Source organism: Veillonella atypica, assembly GCF_041431435.1.
Lineage (GTDB): Bacteria > Bacillota > Negativicutes > Veillonellales > Veillonellaceae > Veillonella > Veillonella atypica.
The window spans coordinates 415955-441022 of sequence record NZ_JAPVXV010000001.1; the positions used below are offsets into that span (position 1 = coordinate 415955).

Here is a 25068-nt window from a genome sequence, read left to right on the forward strand (position 1 = left end):
TCCTTTACAATTATCAAAGAATTGACATTAATCTGTCACAACAAATTAACGCAAGTAACCTTCGTTATTATCTAATAATTCACAATATTCTTTTACGGCATCAGCTAATGGCGTGAATCCCTTATCATAACCAGCCGCCAATAATTTTGTTGTGTCAGCTTCGGTAAAGCTTTGGTATTTACCAATCAACACTTCTGGGAACGGAATGTATTCAATGCGACCTTTACCATTATAGTCAATAACAGCTTGCATGAATTCATTGAAGCTATGTGCGTGACCTGTACCGCAGTTGAATGTACCAGAAATTTCAGGATGTTCCCAGAAATAGAAGTTTACATTTACCACGTCTTTGACATAGATGAAATCACGTGTTTGACCACCATTTTCATAGCCATCTGTGCCTTCAAACAAATTGATAACGCCTGTTTCTTGGTTCTTATAGAACATTTGGCGTACAAGAGATGCCATTTTATCCTTATGTGCTTCATTAGGACCAAATACATTGAAATAACGCAAACCTACCACTTGTGCTGTATATTCGCCTTCAAATTTACGTACATATCGGTCAAATAATAGCTTAGAATATGCATACGGATTTAAAGCTTCTTCTGCTTCTGGCTTTTCTACAAAGCCATTTGTACCATTGCCATACGTAGATGCAGAGGATGCATAGATAAATGGAATAGCACGATCTTGGCAATAGTGGAATAGATTTTTGGAACCTTCGTAGTTGTTCTTCATCATATATTTGCCATTGTATTCCATCGTATCTGCACATGCACCTTCATGGAAAATGACTTCAATAGGACCTACATTGAATGTGCCGTCTGCAATGGCAGCATCAAAATCATCACAGTCAATGTAATCTAAATAATCTAAATTTTGGAGATTGCGAATTTTACGACCATCTGTTAAATCATCAACGATTAAAATATCATTGCGACCGCGTTCGTTTAAGGCTTTCACAATATTACTACCAATAAAACCGGCACCACCAGTTACAATAATCATAATTTCCCCTCCTTAGCCATCATAGCTATTTTCTTTACGATATCCGATGTGGAGTATCCTTCTTTAAATGAAAGTACCTCTACTTCATCTACAGATTCTCTACCAACGATCTCCTCTTTTTTATAATCGCCGCCCTTAACAAGAATATTAGGGCGTAAGTATGCTAATAATTCGGCAGGTGTATCCTCCTCAAAAAGGACAACACCATCTACACATTGTAAGGCGCTTAATAAGGCTGCTCTATCCTCTTCGGATACGATAGGTCTTGTTTCACCCTTTAAACGTCTAACAGATGCATCAGAGTTTAGTCCAATAATGAGGTGAGCCCCAAGTTGTGCCGCCTCTTGTAGATACGTAATGTGACCTCGATGCAAGATATCAAAGCAACCATTTGTAAATACGACGGTTTCGTCCATGCTTTGCCATTTATCGATTAACGCCTTCATTTCTTCTTTCGTATATAATGGGCTAGATGTTGTCAATTGTCGTACAGAGCGCCATAACTCAATCAACTCTTGGCGATGGATTGGATATGTTCCCACCTTAGATACGACGATGCCAGCAGCGCCATTAGCAATATGTAGGGCTAAACGCATGGATAAACCACTGGCTAAGCATGAAATCATCATAGCTACGACCGTATCACCAGCGCCACTCACATCGAATACATCCTGTTGTGTTGCTGGATTATGCCAAGTTCTACCATCCTTAGCCACAACGGTAATACCCTTAGCGGAACGAGTACCGATAATATATTTAATATTAACCTTATTAAGTACTTCCTTAGCCGCCTCAATAACTGAGGCATCATCATTCGAAATCACACGACCTAAGGATTCACCCAATTCTTTTACATTCGGTGTAATACATGTAGCACCATTATATTTGGACCAATCAGCACCCTTAGGATCTACGATGGTCTGTACTTGGTAAGTGTTCGCCAACTTGAATACATGTTGCAACAATGTCGGTGTACATACGCCTTTTCCATAATCGGATATGACGATGCCTTGTAATCCACGTTGACAAAGCTCTTCTAGCCAACTGATTAATTGTTCTTCTTCAGCAGCTGTAATAGGTGTAATCGTTTCAAAATCGAGGCGCATCATTTGTTGACGGTCACCTAAAATACGCATTTTAGTAATCGTAGACCGACTTTCATCATGGATGAGACCGGATGTATCAATATGATCAGCGGCCAATAAGTTATCGAGCACTCTACCATGGTCATCGACACCAGCTACGGCCCCTAAATAGACATGGCAATCGAGATTGGCTAAGTTAGACGCTACGTTACCTGCCCCGCCAAGCACTTCTTTCACAGAGGATACGCGATTGACCGGCACAGGAGCCTCTGGTGAAATACGGCTCACATCGCCAAATACATAACGATCCACCATAACATCACCGATAACTGCAATGTTTAGGTTCGGTAATGAATTTGTCAAAAACTCATTTACTGTTTTTGTAATCATAGGTCCCCTTTCAAGAAATCTGTGATTTCTTCCCTATCTCGATTAATAATCTTCTTCAATAAGTTCGCAAATGATATGACCAGCTAAAATGTGCATTTCTTGAATACGCGCTGTAACAGTACTTGGAATAGCTAGTGTAAGATCGCATAATTCTGCCAATTTACCGCCACCTTCACCGGTGAAAGCAATCGTGTGCATACCTGTATTTCGTGCCATTTCCACGGCTTTCACAACATTTTTTGAATTACCAGATGTGGAAATACCGATAAGTACATCCCCAGAACGGCCTAAGCCTTCAACTTGACGCGCAAACACTGCATCATAGTCATAATCATTGGCAACAGCTGTCAAAATAGATGTATCTGTGGTAAGCGCAATGGATGCAAGAGAGCGGCGTTCTTTTTTAAAACGTCCAATAAGTTCTGCTGCAAGATGTTGAGAATCCGCAGCGGAACCACCATTACCACAGAATAAAATTTTATTGCCACTATTCAAAGCCACAATACAGCGGTTAGCAATTTCTTGAATAACATCCATCTGATCCATTGTTTTACTAAACACATCAAGATGGTCTGTAAATCGATCCGCAATGATTGGATTTATATCTGTCATTATAAAATCTCCTTTAGTAGGCGATCCGCGTTTTTCCAAAATAGTTTTTCCGTTTGTTCTTCTGAAAGCCCGGCGCCTCTAAATGCATCATACAAACGATGCATATCTGAAATATCCTCAATTTCTGTATTTGGCTTGATACCATCAAAATCAGTGCCTAGAGCGATTACATCTTCACCGCCCTTATTGATGATATACAATCCGTGCTTCACAATATCATCGATGCGACTGATGGGTGAAGTCCCTAAGAAGGATTGAGCAAAGTTCAAACCAATAACGCCACCCTTTTCGCCAATTAGACGAATCAAGTGGTCCGGCAAATTACGACGATGAGCTGTCACTTCTCGCGCATTAGAATGAGATGCAATAAAAGGCACATCAAGAATATCACCTAATTGTTCTGTTCCCCCATCATTAAGATGAGAACAATCAACAATCATGCCTAATTCTTGCATCCGTTCTACAAATGCAATGCCTGTTTTAGTCAATTTCTTATGAGAATCTCCAGTATTAGGTTCCCCCAATTCATTAGGGTAATTCCAGGTCAATGTAATAAGTCGAACACCATCAGCGTAAGCCTTGTCTAACTTAGCTAAATCGCCTCCAAGAACTCCCCCCTCTTCAATGGATAATAAAGCAGCTACTTTATGATTTTCATAACACGCTGTAATATCATCATAAGAACGCACATGACTGATATAGTCGCTATATTTTTGTATCTGACTATCGAACAATTGGCGCATAGATTCATATCTACCATACGAATCGTCTTGTTCTTCTAAGTCTACAAATAATGCAAAATCCTGCAATCGACTATGCCCTTTGATAAGGCGCTCAATATCAATTTTCCAGTTATTAGAAAATAAATCACCATCATGAGGGTGGTCGATTAATTGCATTATCGTATCACAATGTAAATCAATCATATATTCACGCTATTTCTTTGCTTTTTTAGCATCTAATTTTTTTAATGCTTTAAGTTCAGCCATAAAGCTGTCAATATTATCAAACTTACGATATACTGAAGCAAAACGTACATAGGCAACTTGGTCAATATCTTTTAATTGTTGTAGTACAAGTTCACCAATACGATCTGTAGAAATCTCTTGATTTACTTCATTGCGAATGTCTCGCTCTACATTATTGACCACTTCTTCCATAACGGACATAGGCACTGTTCGTTTGTCACAGGAACGCAACAAGCCATTTAACAATTTACCACGGTCAAATAATTCACGGCGACCATTCTTCTTTGCTACCATGAGTGGTACTTCTTCGATGATTTCATAAGTAGTAAAGCGGCGTCCACAATTAATACACTCCCGACGACGACGGATACTATTTCCTTCATCTGTCGTTCTTGAGTCTGTTACCTTCGTGTCTGTATGTTGGCAATAAGGACATCTCATTAGCTAATACTCCTTTTCTAATCAGTCAGTAATCATGAAAAAGGCACAATACGCCTATTTTCTTATACCTTATATAGTACCATATTTAGTAGGAAAAGTCCCCCATATAATACAAAAGAGTATTATATGGGGGACTTTTTTATGCACTTACGCGCTACATCGTATGAAATTAACGTTTAATAGCATCTTCAATGTGTAACAAGCAATCACCGGATTCGATACGGCTGCCTTCACGAACAAGAATTTCTTCAACGATACCACCGATAGGAGCTGTAATTGTTGTTTCCATCTTCATCGCTTCTGTTACGATCAATGGTTCACCTTTAGTTACGGATTGACCTTTCTTAACTAGAATCTTAACAACAGAACCAGACAACGTAGCACCAATTTCACCAGGGTTGGATTCATTTACTTTACGACGAACAACGCCAGTTGTTTTAGCATGTTTATCATGAACTTTAATAGAACGTGGTTGGCCATTGAATTCAAAGAGAACGATGCGATTACCATCTTCATCAGGATCGGATACACCATTCATCTTGATAATTAATGTTTTACCTTTTTCAATAGTAACTTGAATTTCTTCACCACGTTTCATACCAAAGAAGAATGTTGGTGTATCTAGTACAGATACATTACCAAAGTCTTTAGTAAATTTAGTGTAGTCTTTAAATACTTTAGGATACAAGCAGTATGCACTTACATCTTCATCAGTAGTATTAGCACCCATTTCGTTTAATTCATTACGAACATGTTCGAAATCAGTTGGAGGTAATACAGCACCAGGACGAACAGTAATAGGGCGAGCACCTTTCAAGATAATTTTTTGAAGTTCTTCAGGGAACCCTTGATATGGTGTACCTAGACGACCTTCGAAGAATTCTACTACTGATTGAGGGAAATCAAGAGTATCACCTTTTTCATAGATATCTTTTTCAGTCAAATTATTTTGTACCATGTACAATGTCATATCACCAACGACTTTAGAAGAAGGTGTTACCTTGATGATATCACCAAACATCATATTAACTTGGTGATATACTTTTTTAATGTCTGTCCAACGATCACCAAGTCCAACCATTTTAGCTTGTTGTTGCAAGTTGGAATATTGACCGCCTGGCATTTCATGTTGGTATACTTCTGTATTTGGATATTTTTCAGCTTTATCAACGCCTCTGTAGTAAGGACGAATACTACCGAAGTAATGAGACATTTCTTCCATGTAGTCGATGTTCATTTGTGGTTGACGTTCTGTACCTGCCAATGCATAGTACATGGAGTTCATACTAGGTTGGCTTGTACCATTTGCAAATGCAGAGTAAGCTAAGTCGATTACGTCTACACCAGCATCTACAGCGCGGCCATAGGAGTAAATCGTATTGCCAGAACCTTCATGAGAATGCAAATGAATTGGTACTGTTACAGCGTCTTTCAAAGCGGATACTAAGTTGTATGCAGCTTGAGGTTTCAACAAACCAGCCATATCTTTAATAGCAATGATATTGGCACCAGCATTTTGCAATTCTTTTGCCATTTTTACATAGTAATCAAGATTGTATTTAGGACGATTGCTGTCAAGGATATCGCCTGTGTAGCACAATGCAACTTCAGCAATCTTATTTTGATTGCGAACTTCATCAATAGCAACCTTCATATTGTCAAGGCTATTCAAGCTATCAAATACGCGGAATACGTCGATACCATTTTTAGCGGACAATTGAATGAAATTACGAACTACATTATCAGGATAGGATGTATAACCAACGGCATTAGCACCGCGAATCAACATTTGAAGCAATGTATTAGGCACTTCTTTACGGAACATACGCAAACGTTCCCATGGATCTTCGTGCAAGAAGCGATAAGATACGTCAAATGTTGCACCGCCCCAACATTCTAAGGAGAATAGATTTGGTACACCTTTAGCGGCATCGCCAGCTACACGAGCCATATCGATGGTACGCAAACGTGTAGCAAATAAGGATTGGTGAGCATCACGCCATGTTGTATCTGTAAAGAATACTTGTTTTTGGTCAGCCAACCATTTACTGAAGCCTTCTGGACCTAATTCGTCGAATTTTTGTTTTGTACCAGGTGCAGGAGATACATCTAATTTAGATGGCAATTGCATTGGTTCAAAATCAGGCACTTCTTGAGGGCCTGCACCGGAGTAACCATTGATTGTAGTATCCGCAATGTAGCGAAGCAATTTAGTACCACGGTCGCGATCTGGTTTTAATTCGAATAATTCAGGATGGTCTTCAATGAAGTTAACTGTGTAGTTACCGCTTTGGAATTCAGGATTTTCAAGAACGTTAATCAAGAAATGAATGTTTGTTTTAACTCCACGAATACGGAATTCTTTCAAGCAACGAAGCATTTTACGAATAGTTTCTTCGTTGTTAGGACCAAATGCAGTTGCTTTTACAAGCAAGGAATCATAATAAGGTGTTACTACAGCGCCTGTGAAAGCATTACCAGAGTCAAGGCGAATACCAAAGCCGCCGGAACTACGATATGCTAAGATTTTACCAGTATCTGGCATAAAGTTGTTCTTAGGATCTTCTGTAGTGATACGACATTGAATTGCAGTACCTTTACAAGGAATTTCATCTTGTTCAGGAATGCCTATTTCTGGGCTGTGCAAATCATAGCCTTCAGCGATACGAATTTGAGAATGAACAATATCGATGTCCGTAATCATTTCTGTTACGGTATGTTCTACTTGGATACGAGGATTAACTTCGATGAAATAGAAGGAACCATCAGAAGTTACCAAGAATTCAACAGTACCAGCATTAACGTAGCCAACATTTTTCATGATTTTTACGGCTGCATCACATACGGCTTTACGAGTTTCTAATGGCAATGCAAAAGCTGGTGCCATTTCAACAACCTTTTGGTGACGACGTTGTACAGAGCAATCACGTTCATGTAAATGAACTACATTGCCATGTTCATCACCCAAGATTTGAACTTCGATATGTTTAGGTTCAACGATGAGTTTTTCTACGTAAACATCGTCATCACCAAATGCTGCTTTAGCTTCGGATTTAGCGCGGTCATAAGCATCGCGTAAATCTTCTTTGCGGTGAACTTCGCGCATACCACGACCGCCACCACCGTTTACGGCTTTAATCATCAATGGATAGCCGTGAGTTTCAGCAAATTCTTCTAATTGTGCAAAATCACGCAATGCCCCATCAGAACCTGGAATCATTGGAATATCTGCCAATTTAGCTTGTGTACGAGCATTAACCTTGTCGCCGAACATATTCAAATGTTCTACGTGAGGTCCAATGAAAATGATACCTTCTTCACCGCAACGACGAGCGAACTCTTCGTTTTCGGATAAGAAACCATAGCCAGGATGGATAGCATCAATGTCATGCTCTTTAGCAATGCGGATGATATCTTCAATATCCAAATAGGCATCAACTGGTTTTTTACCTTCCCCAACCAAATATGCTTCATCAGCTTGGTTACGGTGCAAGGACAATGTGTCTTCTTTAGAATAGATAGCTACTGTTTTAATACCCATTTCGTTACATGCACGAAATACGCGGATTGCGATTTCGCCACGATTGGCTACCAAAACGGATTTAATTTTCTTCATAATTGCCTCCTACCGAGTCCTATCGAATGATAGATTTGTGTGCATTGATATACATTGTATATAAGTATATCGAAATACATGTTTTACTTAAACATTTATCACTTTTTTTGATATCCGATTATGAATCAAATATACTTATATTATACAATAATTTTCAGATATTAAAAGCATTAATCATCAATATGGTTATATTTATAAATTATTTAACCTAATATAGAAATTATTCTATTCATTAATTTTTCATATGTATTTTTCCATACACCGGATGTGGAATAAGATTATATTTATGTAATTTATTCATCACCCAAGAAATGTTGCATTAAATGATTCAATTGTTCTTGGTCACGAGCCCCCATCGTTTCAACAGCGGAATGCATAGCCAATAATGGTAAGCCAATGTCCATCGTCCGCATTGGTAACATAGCTGATGAAATAGAACCTACAGTTGAGCCGCCCGGAATATCAGAACGATTAACATAAATCTGGTAGGCTACATTAGCTTCCTCACAAAGGCCTTTCACAATGGCAATAGCCTTTGCATCGCCTGCATAAGATTGGCTACAGGCCTGTTTTAATGTAACGCCTCCATTGAGTACCGGGAAATTGGTAATATCATTTTTCTCTGGATAATTTGGATGCAATCCATGGGCTACATCAGATGAAATCATGAATCCACGAGCCACATCTAGATCCATATCATCACGGCTTAATCCTAAACTGCGATACACACGTTCTAATAAGTTTGGCAATAACATTCCTGCTCCGCCTTGTTTAGTACGGCTACCCACCTCTTCATTGTCGAATAGGATTGCACAGCGAATACCGTCAACTTTATTTTTCTTTGCCTCTACAATACCCGCAAGAACACCGAAGCAAGACGTTAAATTATCAAGTCTTGGAGAACTAATGAAATCGAAATCTGTACCAACTAATGCTCCTTCTGTTACAGGATAGAGTGTAATTTCATAGGATAGAATTTCAGATGAATCACAATTAATCTCGTCTGCTAAAAATTGATTCCATACCTCATCCTCAGATTTTGTCGTATCCCCATCTGGTTTCATCATGATGATAGGTAACATTTCTTTTTGTCGATTCAATGCTACCCCATCATTCACATTACGATTCATATGAATTGCTAAATTAGGAATAATAGCGATTGGCCGTTTCGTATCAAATAGAACAGAATCAACATCATATGGGGTCTCACCTTTTAAAACAACGGTCCCCGCCGCACCTAAAGGTCGATCTAACCAAGTATTTTGAATTAATCCACCATACATTTCAACATTGAGCTTTGTGTACCCTTTTACATCTGTAATAGGATTTGGCTTGACCCGTATAGCAGGAAAATCTGTGTGAGCCGATGCAATGCGTAAGGAATGACGATAGTCCTCGCCTATGTGAAAGGCAAATAATGTCGTACCAAATACATTAACCACATAATTTCCAGATGTTAAATTCCAAGGTTCTTCTAATGATAACTCTGTAAATCCTGCATCTAATAATAGTTGCAAACTAGTATCTACCGTATGATACGGAGATGTACATCCTTTGATATATTTTATTAATTGAGGATTATCAAATTTCATATGACCTCCTACTTAATTATTACATGCAAATTGTTATGTAATATACATAATCTATTGCCATTGTATCACAAAAACGCCGTCCCACAAGGGACGGCGTCATGTATACATAATCGTATACGTTTATGTAATTGTATGTTACCACATACCGATTGCTTTCATCCAGATAGAACCTAATCCTACAAAGATAATTAAGTTGATAACAGATGAGAAGAAACCGAGTTTCCACCATGCATTTTGAGGAACATATCCAGTGTTGAAGATTACTGGAGAAGGACCTGCTGCATAGTGAGTCAAGGACATACACAAGTTAGATGTGAATGCAATCATCAACAATGTCAACATTGGTGGTGCACCTGCGGAAATCGCAATGGCGGAGAATGCTACGAACATGGCAGAAATATGAGCTGTTAAGGATGCGAATACATAGTGGGAATATGTATTAATAAGTACAGCAATAACGAAGGCAATAATCCAAGAACCTTCTGGAATATAAGCGCCTACAAGTACTGTAGCCCATTTGATGAAACCTAATTTGGACAAGAAACCAGCAAAGCCCATCAATGTGCCCATCCAAACCAATGTATCCCAAGCACCTTTTTCACTTTTAACATCGTCCCAAACAAGAACGCTAGTAGCAAGCAAAATAGAAATACCTAAGAATGCAACAGTGGTAGCATCAATTTTTGTGAATTGAGAAGTAGCCCATAACACTAAAGCTAAAACGAATACGCCTAGCATAACCCATTCTTGGAACGACATTTTACCAAGGCCTTTTAACTCTTCTTTAATCATTTGTTGCGCTTCACGAGCATCTTTAATTTCAGGTGGATATACTTTGTAAATGAAATACGGCATAATGATTAATGCAATGATACCAGGAACAATGGCTGCCATAGCCCAATCCCCCCAAGTAATGCCAATTCCAAAGGATTGAAGTGCCAATGCTGCAACCAATGTATTACCCGCCATGGATGTTTGGAACATAGCAGATGTAATCGTATTCACTTGATAAATAGATTGCATCAAGAAGGAACCAATCTTACGAGGTCCATCTTGAGGTTCAGAACCGAAAGCTTTTGCCAAGCTTGTAGTAATCGGCATGATAACACCACCTACACGGGCTGTATTAGATGGAGTTGCTGGAGCTAAAATTAAATCAGATAATGCTAATGCATAAGCCAAACGCAAGGAACTACTACCAAAAGCAGCAATCAAATTATACGCAATACGTTTACCTAAACCAGTTTTAATAAAGCCACGAGAGAATAAGAACGCACCTACGATTAGCCAAATAGCAGAGTTAGCAAAACCAGATATAGCTTCGCCGATTTTCAAAGTACCTGTGAGTGCAGCCACAGTGATAACAACGATAGATACACCGCCAATTGGTAATGGCTGCGTAATAAAGCCTACGATAGTAGCAACAAAGATGGCGAATAAGTGCCAAGACTGAGGTGTTAAACCCTCTGGTGTTGGAATAAACCACAGGCCTATACCAAAGACCGCTGGAATAATCCAATTTAACAGTTTTTTCATACACATACCTCCTACATAGGAAAAAAAATTAAACTTTGTATGAAAAAAGCTGTACATCTAAAACTATGCACAGCTTTCATCGTCATATATATCCTACTCAGGCAAAGATACATCCTCTAAATTTGTTTTGTCGATAGACTCAATATCACCTTTATCGCAAAGGTTTGCGATGTTTGGATCAATTGGCAAACGATTCAACAATAAAAGACCGTATTTTTGGAGGATTTCTTCAATGTGGCTTTCACCAAAGATTTGGTAATCCTTACCGTTATCTGGACAATGGAAGTAAGAGTAGTTTTCCACTACACCAATAATAGGCACTTGCATTAAATCAGCCATCTTAACTGCTTTTTCAACAATCATGGATACCAAGTCTTGAGGAGATGTAACAATGATGATACCATCCAGTTTCAAGGATTGGTAAACTGTAATCGCTACGTCACCTGTTCCTGGTGGCATATCAACGAATAAATAATCGATGTCTTTCCAAATAACATCACTATAGAATTGTTTTACTACATTGCCCAAAATAGGACCTCGCCATAAAACAGGATCTGTATCGTTTTCAAGCAATAAATTAACGGACATTACATCAATCCCATATTGCTTAGTTTTAACAGGATACATACCAACTTCGTCAGCGTAAGCCTTTTCTTTGATACCAAACATCTTAGGAATGGATGGACCAGTTATATCAGCATCAAGAATACCTACTTTATAACCTTTACGAGCCATCGTTAAGGCCATCAAGCTTGTAACGGAGGATTTACCTACACCACCCTTACCGGATACAACACCGATAACATGTTTAACGGAACTCAATTCATGCAATGGCGCCGTCATATCTTGAGGCTGTTGTGCACCACCGCAACCTGCGGATTTGGATGGACAACTATTGCAATCACTACTGCTGCTACCGCAACCCATAGTAAACACCTACTTTCTTCGAGGACTTCCCTCAACAATATATAGTTAGAAAATTATTATCTCATTGTAAATATCGTTCATTGTGAAAGCTCTTTCTACAACTAACACATCATATATTTACAGTGTTATTGTATCATGGTAGTTTAATAATTTTCAATATACCTATACACTTTAAATGACTAAATTATTCACCACAATAGTCCTTTGTAAGAGCACAGAGGATTTCCATCCCCTTCTCAATTTCTGGAATGGTTGGCACCGTATAGCTCAAACGGAATGCATGACCATTTTGTACACCATCCGCTGCAAAAGCACCACATTTAATAATGCCTACATTTTTATTCATGCACGCTTCAAAGAATTCATCACAATCAACAGTATCCGGCATTGTCATCCATGCGAACATACCACCTGTAGGTTGAGTCAAATGAACCTTGGAACTACCTTTTTCTTTAAAGACACGCATCATAGCATCACATTTAGATTTATATACCTTCCGTACATTTTCTAAATGTGCATCGTAATCGATATGGTCTAGTACGTGTGCTACCACCTTTTGTGTAACTAGTGGCATTTGTCCCGCCGTATTATTTTTTAACGCTTGGATAGTGCCGATAACATCTTCTGGGCCCAACAAGAAACCAACACGCAAGCCTGCCGATAATGTTTTAGAATAGGAACCTGCATAGAGAACACGATTTTCTGAATCAAAGGATTTAAATGTTGGGATATGTTCACCAGCAAAACGAATTTCACCATATGGGTCATCTTCATAGATAAACAAATCATATTTTGATGCAATAGCGTAAATCTCTTTGCGACGTTCTAGTGGCATGGTAATGCCTGTTGGGTTTTGGAAATTTGGAATTAAATAGATATATTTTCCCTTGCCTGATTGAGCCGCTTTTTCCAACTCACTTGGAATCATACCGAACTCATCAGTTTTGATACCGACTGCCTTAGCCCCCATATTGCGTACAGAATTAATAGCACTTGTGAAAGTATAATCATCCATGTACACTTCATCGCCAGGTTCACACACAGTAATTGGCACCAAGCCCAATAATTGACCAGCCCCATTAGAAATAATCAAACCTTGACCCTCTAAATTCATATGGTGAACTTTCGATAAACGTTGTAAGGTCAATTCTGCTAATCGCGCATCCCCTTGCATCGGACCATATTGTAATAAGCTCATAGGATTATCATGAACGATGAAATCAAAGGCATCTTCGATGACTTTCACAGGAATTGCCTCTGGTGCTGGATTACCAATGCCAAAACTGATAAATCCAGGTACACCCACACCACGTTCAAATACTTCACGGATGAAATTAGGCCCTTTTAATATTACGCGTTCAGGAAGTGAAAAACTCATAGTATCGCCTCTTTTATTTTAATTACATAGAAATACATGTTTATTAAGCATTAGGATCATGTTCTCGTTCTGCATTACGTTTATTAATATATCGTTTATATACCTTCCATAGAATAAAATATACAATGGCTGCTACGACGACAATAATACCTAGACGCCCCATATTCTCTTGGAAGTTGACAATATCTGTGCCAATAGCAACTTCAAGGGCTGTAGACGGAAATTTACCAATTAAATTTGCTAAAATATAGTCACGCGGTTTAATCTTACTGATAGCCCCTAGCGCAGTGATGACACCAGATGGAAAATAAGGTAATGATCTAGCAAATAACATGACCACAAAACCATTATTACCGGAAAAATCATCAACCTTCATCAATGTGGTACTCTTAGAAATTAGCTTATCCGCCGCATCTCGTAAGAAATAACGCATAATATAAAAGCTAATGACTACCCCAATGGTTTCAGCGAGCCATGAAATAATAATGCCAGGCCACATGCCAAACACGAGACCATTCGCTGTGGAAATAAAGATGGATGGCAAAAACCCTACAGCATTGACAAAAATATCAAGGAGCATGCTCACCACCATGGCCATAGGACCATAGCCTTGAATATACTCGGCAATTTCCTCCATAGAACCACTCGTTGCTAGATGCCACATAGTTGGGTAAAATGTAGGATCTACAATATTAATGATGATCAGTAGTACGACAAATAATACGCCTGCTATTACCTGCACCAAGCCTTCACCAGAAGGCGAAAATTTTCGTTCTTTCATAGTTACCTCGTTTAATAAAACTAGTACTATTATAGCACGGATTCTATAGAGTCTGTATAATTAAGTCTATTTTAGGAAATAATAAATTTTATCATTACAAAATTAGCATATATACTCATAAGAGTTGTATAATACAAATATATTCTAGTTCATTACGAAAGAAGGTTTACTATGATACAAGTTGGTCAATCTGCAACAGCAACAGTTACAGTTACAGAATCTAATATTGCAAAAACAATGAAGTCTGGTTCTCTTGAGGTATTCGCTACTCCTGCTATGTGTGCACTTATGGAAGAAGCTGCACAAGCAGCAGTACAACCAGAATTGAATGATGGTGAAGGCACGGTAGGCATCTCCCTATCCATTAGCCATGATGCTCCCTCCCCTATGGGTGCTACAATTACAGCCACTGCTACAGTAACAGCTGTGGAAGGGCGAAAAATCTCCTTTAACATCGAAGCATCCGATGGTGTTGGAATTATTGGTAAAGGCACACATAAACGATTTGTCATTAACAATGAGAAATTTATGACTAAGGTCGGTGCCCGAAAAGCATCAAACTAAATCGATAGATCCAATCAAATAAATTCTATAAGCGCAAACATCCTCCACAATCTTCTGATTATGGAGGATGTTTTAATATTATATTATTGTATATTACTTAAAGATTAGCAAATCTTAACTACCCAACCTTCTGGAGCTTCGATTTCACCATGTTGGATACCAAGTAATGTATCATATAATTTTTTAGTGATAGGCCCCATATCATCCATGCCAGCTGGTACATTGATAGTGCCTTCTGGAGTATCGATTTGACCTACTGGAGAAATAACCGCTGCTGTACCGCATAGACCCATTTCAGCAAAGTCTTTTAATTCATCTTTATAAACAGTGCGATGTTCTACTTTCATACCAAGATAATGTTCTGCTACATACATCAAGGAGCGACGTGTAATAGATGGCAAGATACTATCAGATTTAGGTGTTACCAATGCGCCATCTTTAGTGATAAAGATAAAGTTTGCACCACCAGTTTCTTCTACATGTGTACGAGTAGCCGCATCAAGGTACATGTTTTCTGCATAACCTTTGTTATGAGCATCAGTGATAGCATATAAACTCATCGCATAGTTTAGACCAGCTTTGATGTGACCAGTACCATGAGGTGCTGCACGGTCAAAATCAGTAATGCGGATTTTAATTGGTTTTGCGCCACCTTTAAAGTAAGGGCCTACTGGTGTAGTAAATACGCGGAATTGATATTCGTCAGCCGGTTTTACACCGATAACGGAGTTAGTCCCCATCATATATGGACGAATATAAAGGCTTGCACCATGACCATAAGGAGGAACAAAGTCTTTGTTTGCTTTTACAACTTCTTTTACAGCTTCAAGGAAGCGTCCTTCAGGTAATGTAGGCATTACAAGGCGTTCACAAGATTGATTCAAACGAACTGCATTAAGATCTGGACGGAAACATACAATGTGACCATCTTTAGTGTAGTATGCTTTTAAACCTTCGAATACAGTTTGTGCATATTGGAATACACCAGCACATTCATTAAGAACAACGTTAGCATCAGTAATTAATCCGCCTTCGTCCCATTTACCATCTTTATATGTAGTCAAATAACGGTAGTCGGTTTCTACATAACCAAAACCGAGATTATCCCAATCGATATTCTTGCTCATAACAATAACCTCCATGCTTATTAATATACTTATAATCTTAACACTATGAGCAAGTTATTTCAACATATTCTATAGAGCCTATTAAGGAGATTTATATTATAATTAACTTACAATATATGTATCTCATCTCGTAAGGAGGTATTTCTCATGAAAGAATCTACTAACCGTACCCTAATTACTAATCCCAAAAACATTATCTGTATCGGTTTAAACTATGCAGACCATATAGAGGAAACTAGTCTTGCTACACATGATTTTCCAGAAATCTTTATGAAAACATCTAATGCATTGGCGTCACATCAAGATATAGTTCCCATTCAAGATGAAAACCTTCATTATGATTACGAAGGAGAACTAGTTATCGTCGTTGGTAAGGCTGGTAAAAATATATCTCGCGACCAAGCTAAAGAACATATCTTAGGCTATACCATTGGTAATGATGTATCAGCTCGAACCTTACAATTTAGAGGTACACAATGGATTCTAGGTAAATCACTAGATAACTTTGCCCCTATCGGTCCTGTTATCGTATCACCTGACGATTTTGATTTTGAAAATGCTACCATTACCACAACAGTAAATGGTGAGGTGCGTCAACAAGCTAAATTAGAACAAATGTTATTTAAACCAGATGCAATCATAGAGTTTGTATCTCAGTATATTACACTACAAGAGGGTGATATTATCTTTACCGGTACACCTAGTGGTGTTGTACTCGGTAAAAATGAAAAACGATATGGTTGGTTAAAATCAGGAGATACCGTATCTATATCGATTAGTGGCATTGGTACCTTAGTAAATCAATTTAAATAGTCCCCCTATATATACCAAAAGAGATTACCTATGATGTGTCTATCCATCATGAGTAATCTCTTTCTTCTTTTTCTATAAGTCTATTTAAATATGATTTTACAATCTAATATGTACTATTTATGTTTCACTTCAAGATCTAGCAAATATTTCTTACGTTCAATACCACCTGCATATCCGGTCAATTTACCATTACTGCCAATTACACGATGACATGGAATGATAATAGATATAGGATTATGTCCTACGGCACCGCCCACAGCTTGAGCAGACATTTTATCTTTACCTTGCTTTTCAGCTATTTGTTTGCCAATAGCTCCATAGGTTGTAGTTTCCCCATAAGGTATAGTTTGTAATATAGACCATACAGATTTACGGAACTCTGTTCCTTCTAATTGTATTGGTGGAGTAATAAATGGTTTTTGACCTTTAAAATATTGGTCTAGCCACATAATGGTTACTTCAAAGGGACCTGTTAGTTGTTCAATATATTCCGCATCATCATAAGTAGGAGCATGGCTTTCATCTACCAAAAATAAATCTGTTAAATACGTTAATGTACCAAGCATAATCATTGTTCCTAACGGACTTTCATAGGTGTATTTATAATTCATAGTACATTAACTCCTTATTAAACCAATAAATCTTGTGATACTTGTTGTATATCATTATTAAATGATACAGTATTTTCATGAATTTCAAAAGGAGTATATTATTTATCCCAATAATTTGTTGTAGATGTCATAATCTATATCCTTAAACACATTAAATACCACTTGTATTTTACTACTTGTTTCTTTTAAATATGTTCGTACCGTATCTATGGCAATCTGTGCTGCTTCTTCATTAGGGAATCTAAACTCACCAGTAGAAATACAACAGAATGCAATGGAGTGTAAGTTATAAGCATTAGCTAACTTTAAACAGGATTCATAGCAAGAAGCTAATTCAATTCTTTCCTTATCTGTTACACTTTCATAAATAATAGGCCCTACCGTATGAAGTACATGCTTTGCTGGTAAATTATACCCATAGGTCATACGAGCTACACCTGTTTTCTCTGGCATTTCCATATACTCAGTCATTCTAGCACATTCCATACGAAGTTCAATACCTGCAAAGGTGTGAATGGCATTATCGATACATTTATGATTTGGAGCAAAACATCCTAATAATTGATTATTGGCTGCATTTACAATAGCGTCTACAGATAATCGAGTAATGTCTCCTTGCCATAGATAAATCTGAGTCTCTCGCTCTTCCATATCATTAATGGTTACAATGCCCTTTTCATGGGCCAATATATGTAAATATTCAGCCTCTATCTTCATCCATTCAAGAGGCATTCCACCAGCAGGGCGAATATTACATAAAGATCTAAAGAGAGTAAATTGCTCTTCTTCATTCATAGGGATATCTATATGTTCGTTATGCTTCTCTTTGTATTCTGCTACTAAGCCTTCCACCAAATAGCGTAACCGTTCTTGCTGTGTCATATGTAACTCCTTTTAGTATAGAATATACGTTCACCTATTATATAACAAAAAACTGCTAGCACATACATATGCATATGCTAGCAGTAACTTTACTGTTTATAATATATCACAAAAGTTATAGTCTTACAAAATCTTGACCACCATGATTGACCAAGATATCCCCATCTAAAACCTTTGTGGTAACGTTTTGTAGGCTACCTTGAATTTGGCTCATCATGAAACGATATCCCGGACTATTTACATGTTTATTGAAAGCTGATTCATCGCTATAAATTTGAATTACATACCAGTGAGTTTTATTATTTCTTTCACGTAATACATAGCCTGCCTTATAACCCGCATCATCACGAACGGCACGTTCAATATCTAGTTGATATTGTTTTTGTACTGTATCAACTTCATTACCGTCTACTGTAAAATCTGTTAAGGTCACAACAGATTGACCATCATTAATCAAAGATAACGCATTTGTTTTTTCAATCAATAACAAAGGCTGTACATCATACAATTTACGATTTATCAGTTTAGAACCAACCTCGTTAATATAGTTTTGGAAATGCTCGGATTTGCGGTGTGTTTCTAAGGCAGCTGTATCTTTATATACCTCCACTACGTATGATTCAGATGGATTACCTTTTACATGAGCCACATTCATAGATAGTGTATTAGGCTCGTTAGCCATAGAGGCTGTTAAATTCTGAACACCTGCAGTATTATACGCACCTTGTAATTCGTTCGGTACTTGGAAACGATACAAACCTACAATAGGGGCTGTATCTACTTGTTCTTGTTTATCAAATGTGAATGCAGCAAATGATGTACTCACACCCAATATGGCAATAGCAGAAGTTAGCAAAATTCGTTTTATATATCGCTTACTCATTAGTGACTCCTTTACATATATCTTGATAATTTTTCAGCCCATAATCCAATACGTTTATAAGTTAAAAGCTCACATACTTTTGATGTAAAATGGCCAAATCTACGATAAAAGAAATTAAAGGTTAAATAGGCTGGTATCGTTCCGATAGTCTTAGGCATACGACGGAATATATTTCTTATGGAATATAACTCTTGATATATCCAAAGATATCCTTCTTCTAATTCCTCTTTAGACATACCAAGCGGCGTCACAACCACATGAGACGTATTGTATTTAGATAAATCATGATCAAAAATTCTATTTTGAGCTTCCATTCTCTTGTAGAATTCAGTCCCCGGATATGGAGTTACAATATGAGAGGTAATGGTATCAATTTTCTGGCTAATAATCCAATCTAATGTATTTTTAAATGTCTCTGGCGTGTCTCCATCTAGACCAAATACAAAGCTAGCATTGACCATAATGCCACGCTTATGTAATTCACTAATAAGTCTTTCAAACTCTTCACGATTATTTTGCATCTTATGAACACTAGATAAAGACTGAGGACTGATACTTTCAAAACCAATAAATAAACTCTGACAACCAGTTTCTTTCATCAAATCCATTAATTCAGGGTATTGTCCTATTTTCATAGTAACCGCTGCATTCCAGTTTAATTTTAAAGGTTTAATACGCTCTAAAAACTGTTTAGTCCAAGAAATATTACCAATAAAATTATCATCAATAAACATAATATGCTTTGTGCCTAAACTTTTAATATCTGCTAATACATCATCTATATTACGATTTATATATTGATGAGTTCCAGAACTATTATAGCAAAAATCGCATGTATGAGGGCAACCGCGACTTGTAGAAACAACGTTATACCATAAATAATCAGTCTTATCTATCATGTCATATGCAGGCGCTACAATATCATTCCCAGAAGTTAAAGGCTTAGATACATATGCAGATTGTAATCTATTATGTTTCATGTCCTCTATAATTTGAGGCCATGTATTTTCTGCAAAACCAATACATAAGCTATCAAATGCATCCTTTGGCACAGAACTAGATGCAGTGGTAATATGTATACCACCAGCAATAACCTTAACACCTTTTTGTCTATATATAGATGCAATTTCAATAGCTCTAGGTAAAACATCTACAGTAACTGCTATGCCTACTAAGTCAGGCACATCATCAAAATCAATGGGTCTAATATTTTCATTTTCAATTGTAACTTCACAATCATGCCGAATAATATTAGCCACAGTCAATAATCCTAAATGAGGGGACATGCGTATTTTTAAATCTGTATCCATAGGACGTTTTAACATACGCGGTTGAATCAATTTAACTTTCATGTAAAACCTCTTATGTTACATCTATATTGTTATATATTCAATTATTGTACCATGCTCCTCTATAAGCTTAACAAGTTCTTTTCCTTGTAACCACACGGTCGCATCATTTTGATTTGGATGGATACCAATGAGATTATCCTTATAATCCGCATCAATGTAGTAATGCACCTTACGCTCCTCATCGTGGAGTAAGCAGAATGGTGATACATGACCTGGTTTAATCTTCAAAATCTCCCATAACTCTTCTTCAGAACCAAAGGAAATCTTTTTAAGATTGTGGTCCTTACGGAATTGTTTTAAATCTACACGCTTTGAACCGCGTACAGTAATTAAATAGTAATGCTCCCGCTTATGGTCTCGGATAAATAAATTCTTCGCATCCCATTCTGGATATGGCAGTTCTACATCTGGTTTATCGTCCATACTAAATAGCGGTGCGTGATCCGTAACTTCAAAATCGATATGATGGTCACGCAAACAATCATATACGCCTTGTTTATCTAACATGTAATACCTCTAATACATAGTATATTCTTAGTGAAAGTAGCCCTTATACACTACATTGCTACGCTTATTCTGGAACCTTATAGGTCCCATCAAATACAAATAACTCTGGATGTTCATGTACGAATGTATCTTCATAGATTCCATCATATTCATATACTACATCATCTTTTTTATCAAGGAAATCGAACAGTTCATCCTCATTTTCCCAATCTTTTAAAATGTTCCATCGTTCTTCCCTATCAAATGGAACTGAGCCACCAAAATAATCGATGACAGTTTGTAAGTTATCTGCTAGTTCATCCATCTTAAATAGTCGTAAACCTTCTAGAGCATCTTCCCATACAATACCGGTAGAGTTATAGAAGAATTGATGATGACCACCATTATTAACCTCTGCGAAGTACCAAGATATAGCATTAAGATAGCGTTGCTCTAAGGTGAAAGGTTTTGCGGATTCTATATAATCATCATAAGATCCATATATATTGATGGTCCAATACATAGGCTCATTAATGGTCCATACATCATCGGTAGCTTGTATCTCTTCGACAGTGATAGTCCGATGACGAGGTACACCTTTTCGTTTCTTCTTTTTCTCTGCTACGTACTCATTATAGGCTGCACATAAATCAGGATAGTCAACTTCACATTTTTCAAAATCCATTTGCAAATAGCACATATCAATAACTTCAAAACAATACGATTTTATATCATCTAGTTTCGCTTCCGTAGCTAAACGTACACCCTTATCTACTAATCTTAGCATCTGTTGCATAGTATTCGATGTGTACCCGTCACTATTATCCAAAACAATAGCTCCATACGCATAGGCACAGCGATAATACCACACCGCATCACGATACTCTTCATCAATAGATTCTAATACCTTAATAGCCTCTTTTTCATTGCTATTATTGTTATAAGCTCTACCAAGCTCACCTAATAGAGGTACGGATAAATTTTCCACGCCCACATCAGTTAACACATCAATAATAGTCTCTACATTTCCAGAATCATTAAGCTCTTTAATGGTTTGTAATTGCTCCGCCTCAGAAAATGCTTTAAATTGTTCAACCGTTAATCCCATTATGTCACATCCTATCATATTTCATATATAGTCTTAAAATAAACATTATCTAGAAGCTAGCTACCACAAACAATATAGAATACAGGTATACCGTCTTCATTATCTATTAGCCCATATCCTTCACATTCATGTCCTTCGTATTCGATGCCTTCAAAGAATACGTGATCACCAAGTTCTTTATTAGCCATTAAATTATGCAATTTAAAGAGTAATTCTTCTCTAGTAAAATATGTGCCATTATCCGCCACAAGATGAGCCATAATTTCTACCTGCCACATGCCATCTTCTTTATCTTCTTCCAGCAATTCTTCATCGGTAACACGTTCATTATCAAAGAGTTGGTCTTCACTTTCAATCCAAGCTTCATAGGTTACTAAAATTTCAGGTTCTTCTAATCTATCGTCGTCATCTGCCTCATCATCATCTACATATTTCTTTACATTTTCATTATATTCTTTTGAAAACTCATCTCTACTATACGTATGTTTGTTAAATATCCAATGCACTATATCATATGTAGGATAGTTATCTTCATCGCATTCATTAACGTCTTCGACATCTTTACCTTCTGTAGCATCTTGACTGTTTTTCTTATCAAATACATTCTTAATAGTTTCAAATATCACAGGATAATCCTCCTTGTACTCTTTTGGCTTGATTTGAGTTAATAGGTATTTTACAACTTCACAGCACCAACCAAGTTGTTTATCTAAATTGGCTGCTTTCGTCATTTTTATGCCCGTCTCTATTAACTGTAATGCTTTTTGTACATGTTCAGAATCATAGCTTTCACCACACCCTAAAGATGCATGAGCATAGCCACAACGATAATACCAAGACCAATCGCGATGTGCCTCATCTATACGATTAAATAACTCGATAGCCTCTGCTGCACGGCCATTATTGTTATACATACGTCCTAAGGCGCTTAACAATATAGGCGACAAATTATCAATGCCTATGTTAGTTAATAACTCCATCGCACGCTTGATATCGAGGCCCTCTTGTTCATTAAGGAGCTTAACCTTTTCTGTATCACTTAATTCTTGAAACTCTTCATCCGTAATTTCTTCTATACTGAAATATAAGTTCTTAATAAAGTCACCAAAATTATCTGCTAACGGCGTAATTGAGTAATCCCCTTCTTGGTCTACACGGACTACCTTAGGTTCACCGGTTGGACCGCACTCACGATAATCAAGGAAAATCATATCATGACCACCGGAAATCGTATCGGCTACAACGATACCGATAGGGGGATATTTTACTTTTGAAATCCAAAACTCATTACCCATCTCACCTAAAAGAGAGTATTTCTTATCTCTATCGATGCCATATATTCCTATTATATATACACAATCGTCATCATCGTTAATAAAACAATTTTTCTTTACTACACCACCATTATGGTTTTTAAGTAGTTCAATATACGCTTTAGGCAATGTATAGCCTAGTTCAGCTTCAGCATTCTTAATATCCTCATCGGTAATCTCTCTACCTATATAGGACTCAAATGCATAATCGGTGTCTTTCCAAAATCCAGTCCAATTGAAATCTTTTAGATGACTCATAATACTCTCTCCTAAACAAATAGATATAATCTAACCACATTTTATTTGATTAATGGAATATTTTTTTATTAAAGCTTTCATCTCGCGTCGTATCAAAATGGTATCTATAATATAGGAAAAAATGATATAAGGAGATACGTTAATAATCCCGACAGGGGCCAATATAAGGGCTGCCCACAATAAATTCAGCGAATACGCATACCACTTAAAATCAATGGTATTTAAAAATGGTATAACATAGTCAATAACTCTTACTTCCCATTGCATTAATGGGTTCAATTTCTCACTTGTGCCTAATAGCCAAGCGAAAGTAAGGGCAAATATTAATGCATATACTATGCCAACTGGAATTAATATCTTCGCTCTCTGTTTTAACAGATTACGGCAAATCTCATCTTCGTCCTCTGGTGCTATATCATATACCATATTACATTGAATCTGAATCCGTCTAAATCGATAGCGAATATACTTATACAAAAGGTTATTCGGTGTATATAACATAATAGACTCCGCATGCTATTGGTAGTAACTAAATCATTAGAGAATATATTATCCATCTATGGCAAAGTAATGTAAATCTTTGAATTCATTATCCCAAAATGTAAAGGAAAAGATGTGCGTATCATCAAAGGTTTGCTCACAATAGGTCACAGCATCTCGCTCTGGTTCAATAATAGGCATACCTATCCGTGTTTTCACTTCATCAATGTTTACATCGCCATACCAATCTTGGATTTCGTTATGAATGAAAGTAACAATAGAATCTATATTCTTATGATAATTAGTAGCTAATAATTTAGCAGTATCTACATTAGCATCCGTTGGCTTCTCATCCCAACAAAATTGTATTTCTTCATAGGACCAGGTATATTGCTTTAACAGTTCATCATATTTTACATCATTAGTCATTTTCGGAACCCTTTACATAACTTTCCATCTTAGGTCTTAAATCTAACACGATGTCCCAATCATCTAATGTTGGAACCTTATGATGTGCAATAAAGTCTTCTAGGATCTGTAACACCTCTTGGTGGCCTAGTTCATTTTTACCATATATGATGGCGCCTCGGTCACCATCATTAGTTACACTAAGCTCTATATGTAATAAATCGGTATCTCGATCACTACAAACCTGTACAAAGCTATATAGTTTATTATCTATGGAGATTGCCTTTGATGGAGAAATAACTACAAAGTCTTGCTCTTGGTCCTCAATAGCATACAGATTTTGTTCAACTTCATTCAGTGTAATACCTTCATATTTGTACTCACCCACATCGATCGACCAATCTGTATATGTTTTCTCAAATGTATCTGTCATATGTATCGCCTCT

General features: G+C 37.2%; 24 protein-coding genes. 2 read left to right on the forward strand and 22 right to left on the reverse strand.

The annotated features are described in order from the left end of the window. Positions 1–45: 45 nt before the first annotated feature. The 11 genes from rfaD to O3598_RS02030 all read right to left on the reverse strand — a co-directional run bounded on the left by rfaD (position 46) and on the right by O3598_RS02030 (position 14337). Positions 46–1011 (reverse strand): ADP-glyceromanno-heptose 6-epimerase, encoded by a 966-nt coding sequence (rfaD, locus tag O3598_RS01980; RefSeq protein ID WP_060807074.1) that lies wholly within the window; start codon positions 1009–1011, stop codon positions 46–48. Continuing rightward, complete coding sequence (gene rfaE1, locus O3598_RS01985) at positions 1008–2486, reverse strand: D-glycero-beta-D-manno-heptose-7-phosphate kinase (protein ID WP_371451561.1); 1479 nt, start codon at positions 2484–2486, stop codon at positions 1008–1010. The genes rfaD and rfaE1 overlap by 4 nt, the downstream gene beginning before the upstream one ends. Before the next feature lie 42 nt (positions 2487–2528). Continuing rightward, complete coding sequence (gene gmhA / locus O3598_RS01990; protein ID WP_005381034.1) at positions 2529–3098, reverse strand: D-sedoheptulose 7-phosphate isomerase; 570 nt, start codon at positions 3096–3098, stop codon at positions 2529–2531. After that, complete coding sequence (locus O3598_RS01995; RefSeq protein WP_005383878.1) at positions 3098–4024, reverse strand: dipeptidase; 927 nt, start codon at positions 4022–4024, stop codon at positions 3098–3100. The genes gmhA and O3598_RS01995 overlap by 1 nt, the downstream gene beginning before the upstream one ends. 9 nt (positions 4025–4033) lie before the next feature. Then, the gene (gene nrdR / locus O3598_RS02000) at positions 4034–4507 is read right to left on the reverse strand and encodes a transcriptional regulator NrdR (RefSeq protein WP_005379058.1); all 474 of its coding nucleotides are present in this window, start codon (positions 4505–4507) and stop codon (positions 4034–4036) included. Positions 4508–4676: 169 nt separating this feature from the next. Then, a complete protein-coding gene (locus tag O3598_RS02005) occupies positions 4677–8123 on the reverse strand; it encodes a pyruvate carboxylase (protein ID WP_005383880.1) in 3447 nt (1148 codons plus the stop codon). Between the two features lie 293 nt (positions 8124–8416). Beyond that, positions 8417–9715, reverse strand: coding sequence for a M18 family aminopeptidase (locus O3598_RS02010; protein ID WP_371451563.1), 1299 nt, complete (start codon positions 9713–9715; stop codon positions 8417–8419). Positions 9716–9850: 135 nt separating this feature from the next. Beyond that, on the reverse strand, positions 9851–11251 hold the full coding sequence (locus tag O3598_RS02015) for an anion permease (protein ID WP_227068099.1): 1401 nt from the start codon (positions 11249–11251) through the stop codon (positions 9851–9853). A 93-nt stretch (positions 11252–11344) separates the two neighbouring features. Then, the gene (locus tag O3598_RS02020) at positions 11345–12178 is read right to left on the reverse strand and encodes an Mrp/NBP35 family ATP-binding protein (protein WP_005383883.1); all 834 of its coding nucleotides are present in this window, start codon (positions 12176–12178) and stop codon (positions 11345–11347) included. Between the two features lie 184 nt (positions 12179–12362). Beyond that, positions 12363–13556 carry an aminotransferase-like domain-containing protein gene (locus O3598_RS02025; RefSeq protein ID WP_009660930.1) on the reverse strand — a complete coding sequence of 398 codons (1194 nt, stop codon included), beginning with the start codon at positions 13554–13556 and terminating at the stop codon, positions 12363–12365. A gap of 43 nt (positions 13557–13599) precedes the next feature. Next, the gene (locus O3598_RS02030; RefSeq protein ID WP_005380858.1) at positions 13600–14337 is read right to left on the reverse strand and encodes a TVP38/TMEM64 family protein; all 738 of its coding nucleotides are present in this window, start codon (positions 14335–14337) and stop codon (positions 13600–13602) included. Between the two features lie 171 nt (positions 14338–14508). Between O3598_RS02030 and O3598_RS02035 the strand changes: the two genes are divergently transcribed. Beyond that, positions 14509–14901: a thioesterase family protein gene (locus O3598_RS02035; RefSeq protein WP_371451566.1), complete on the forward strand. Its 393-nt coding sequence runs from the start codon at positions 14509–14511 to the stop codon at positions 14899–14901. Positions 14902–15005: 104 nt separating this feature from the next. Here O3598_RS02035 and O3598_RS02040 read toward each other — a convergent pair whose 3' ends face one another. After that, entirely contained in the window at positions 15006–16028 is a 1023-nt protein-coding gene (locus O3598_RS02040; RefSeq protein WP_371451568.1) for a branched-chain amino acid aminotransferase, read from the reverse strand. Between the two features lie 147 nt (positions 16029–16175). On the opposite strand from O3598_RS02040, the gene O3598_RS02045 reads away from it, so the two are divergent. Continuing rightward, positions 16176–16841 carry a fumarylacetoacetate hydrolase family protein gene (locus O3598_RS02045; RefSeq protein ID WP_287500429.1) on the forward strand — a complete coding sequence of 222 codons (666 nt, stop codon included), beginning with the start codon at positions 16176–16178 and terminating at the stop codon, positions 16839–16841. A gap of 113 nt (positions 16842–16954) precedes the next feature. Here the strand turns inward: O3598_RS02045 and O3598_RS02050 are convergent, their stop codons facing one another. The 10 genes from O3598_RS02050 to O3598_RS02095 form a co-directional block, all read right to left on the reverse strand. Continuing rightward, positions 16955–17452: a methylated-DNA--[protein]-cysteine S-methyltransferase gene (locus O3598_RS02050; RefSeq protein WP_005381018.1), complete on the reverse strand. Its 498-nt coding sequence runs from the start codon at positions 17450–17452 to the stop codon at positions 16955–16957. Between the two features lie 102 nt (positions 17453–17554). Further along, positions 17555–18334 (reverse strand): protein-ADP-ribose hydrolase, encoded by a 780-nt coding sequence (locus O3598_RS02055; RefSeq protein WP_371451571.1) that lies wholly within the window; start codon positions 18332–18334, stop codon positions 17555–17557. Between the two features lie 115 nt (positions 18335–18449). Beyond that, complete coding sequence (locus O3598_RS02060; RefSeq protein WP_371451573.1) at positions 18450–19217, reverse strand: putative quinol monooxygenase; 768 nt, start codon at positions 19215–19217, stop codon at positions 18450–18452. Positions 19218–19228: 11 nt separating this feature from the next. Beyond that, complete coding sequence (locus tag O3598_RS02065; protein ID WP_371451575.1) at positions 19229–20569, reverse strand: B12-binding domain-containing radical SAM protein; 1341 nt, start codon at positions 20567–20569, stop codon at positions 19229–19231. Positions 20570–20590: 21 nt separating this feature from the next. After that, positions 20591–21076 carry a prolyl-tRNA synthetase associated domain-containing protein gene (locus tag O3598_RS02070; protein ID WP_371451577.1) on the reverse strand — a complete coding sequence of 162 codons (486 nt, stop codon included), beginning with the start codon at positions 21074–21076 and terminating at the stop codon, positions 20591–20593. A gap of 64 nt (positions 21077–21140) precedes the next feature. Continuing rightward, positions 21141–22163: a DMP19 family protein gene (locus O3598_RS02075; protein ID WP_371451579.1), complete on the reverse strand. Its 1023-nt coding sequence runs from the start codon at positions 22161–22163 to the stop codon at positions 21141–21143. Positions 22164–22219: 56 nt separating this feature from the next. Further along, positions 22220–23734, reverse strand: coding sequence for an SMI1/KNR4 family protein (locus O3598_RS02080; protein WP_371451581.1), 1515 nt, complete (start codon positions 23732–23734; stop codon positions 22220–22222). A 30-nt stretch (positions 23735–23764) separates the two neighbouring features. Further along, positions 23765–24235: a glycosyl transferase family 4 gene (locus tag O3598_RS02085; RefSeq protein ID WP_371451582.1), complete on the reverse strand. Its 471-nt coding sequence runs from the start codon at positions 24233–24235 to the stop codon at positions 23765–23767. Positions 24236–24283: 48 nt separating this feature from the next. Continuing rightward, positions 24284–24643: a hypothetical protein gene (locus tag O3598_RS02090; protein WP_371451584.1), complete on the reverse strand. Its 360-nt coding sequence runs from the start codon at positions 24641–24643 to the stop codon at positions 24284–24286. Next, entirely contained in the window at positions 24636–25055 is a 420-nt protein-coding gene (locus tag O3598_RS02095) for a bacteriocin (protein ID WP_371451586.1), read from the reverse strand. Before O3598_RS02095 ends, O3598_RS02090 begins: the two co-directional genes overlap by 8 nt. Between the last annotated feature and the right edge of the window lie 13 nt (positions 25056–25068).

Excerpts from the sequence above, each read along its gene's own strand:
- O3598_RS02010 (WP_371451563.1), bottom strand. The coding sequence starts at position 9,715 with ATGAAATTTGATAATCCTCAATTAATAAAATATATCAAAGGATGTACA.
- O3598_RS02085 (WP_371451582.1), bottom strand. The coding sequence starts at position 24,235 with ATGTTATATACACCGAATAACCTTTTGTATAAGTATATTCGCTATCGA.
- O3598_RS02070 (WP_371451577.1), bottom strand. The coding sequence starts at position 21,076 with ATGTTAGATAAACAAGGCGTATATGATTGTTTGCGTGACCATCATATC.
- O3598_RS01995 (WP_005383878.1), bottom strand. The coding sequence starts at position 4,024 with ATGATTGATTTACATTGTGATACGATAATGCAATTAATCGACCACCCT.
- O3598_RS02090 (WP_371451584.1), bottom strand. The coding sequence starts at position 24,643 with ATGACTAATGATGTAAAATATGATGAACTGTTAAAGCAATATACCTGG.
- O3598_RS02015 (WP_227068099.1), bottom strand. The coding sequence starts at position 11,251 with ATGAAAAAACTGTTAAATTGGATTATTCCAGCGGTCTTTGGTATAGGC.
- O3598_RS02045 (WP_287500429.1), top strand. The coding sequence starts at position 16,176 with ATGAAAGAATCTACTAACCGTACCCTAATTACTAATCCCAAAAACATT.
- O3598_RS02020 (WP_005383883.1), bottom strand. The coding sequence starts at position 12,178 with ATGGGTTGCGGTAGCAGCAGTAGTGATTGCAATAGTTGTCCATCCAAA.
- O3598_RS02030 (WP_005380858.1), bottom strand. The coding sequence starts at position 14,337 with ATGAAAGAACGAAAATTTTCGCCTTCTGGTGAAGGCTTGGTGCAGGTA.
- gmhA (WP_005381034.1), bottom strand. The coding sequence starts at position 3,098 with ATGACAGATATAAATCCAATCATTGCGGATCGATTTACAGACCATCTT.
- rfaD (WP_060807074.1), bottom strand. The coding sequence starts at position 1,011 with ATGATTATTGTAACTGGTGGTGCCGGTTTTATTGGTAGTAATATTGTG.
- O3598_RS02025 (WP_009660930.1), bottom strand. The coding sequence starts at position 13,556 with ATGAGTTTTTCACTTCCTGAACGCGTAATATTAAAAGGGCCTAATTTC.
- nrdR (WP_005379058.1), bottom strand. The coding sequence starts at position 4,507 with ATGAGATGTCCTTATTGCCAACATACAGACACGAAGGTAACAGACTCA.
- O3598_RS02095 (WP_371451586.1), bottom strand. The coding sequence starts at position 25,055 with ATGACAGATACATTTGAGAAAACATATACAGATTGGTCGATCGATGTG.
- O3598_RS02050 (WP_005381018.1), bottom strand. The coding sequence starts at position 17,452 with ATGAATTATAAATACACCTATGAAAGTCCGTTAGGAACAATGATTATG.
- O3598_RS02005 (WP_005383880.1), bottom strand. The coding sequence starts at position 8,123 with ATGAAGAAAATTAAATCCGTTTTGGTAGCCAATCGTGGCGAAATCGCA.
- O3598_RS02035 (WP_371451566.1), top strand. The coding sequence starts at position 14,509 with ATGATACAAGTTGGTCAATCTGCAACAGCAACAGTTACAGTTACAGAA.
- rfaE1 (WP_371451561.1), bottom strand. The coding sequence starts at position 2,486 with ATGATTACAAAAACAGTAAATGAGTTTTTGACAAATTCATTACCGAAC.
- O3598_RS02060 (WP_371451573.1), bottom strand. The coding sequence starts at position 19,217 with ATGAGTAAGCGATATATAAAACGAATTTTGCTAACTTCTGCTATTGCC.
- O3598_RS02055 (WP_371451571.1), bottom strand. The coding sequence starts at position 18,334 with ATGACACAGCAAGAACGGTTACGCTATTTGGTGGAAGGCTTAGTAGCA.
- O3598_RS02065 (WP_371451575.1), bottom strand. The coding sequence starts at position 20,569 with ATGAAAGTTAAATTGATTCAACCGCGTATGTTAAAACGTCCTATGGAT.
- O3598_RS02080 (WP_371451581.1), bottom strand. The coding sequence starts at position 23,734 with ATGAGTCATCTAAAAGATTTCAATTGGACTGGATTTTGGAAAGACACC.
- O3598_RS02075 (WP_371451579.1), bottom strand. The coding sequence starts at position 22,163 with ATGGGATTAACGGTTGAACAATTTAAAGCATTTTCTGAGGCGGAGCAA.
- O3598_RS02040 (WP_371451568.1), bottom strand. The coding sequence starts at position 16,028 with ATGAGCAAGAATATCGATTGGGATAATCTCGGTTTTGGTTATGTAGAA.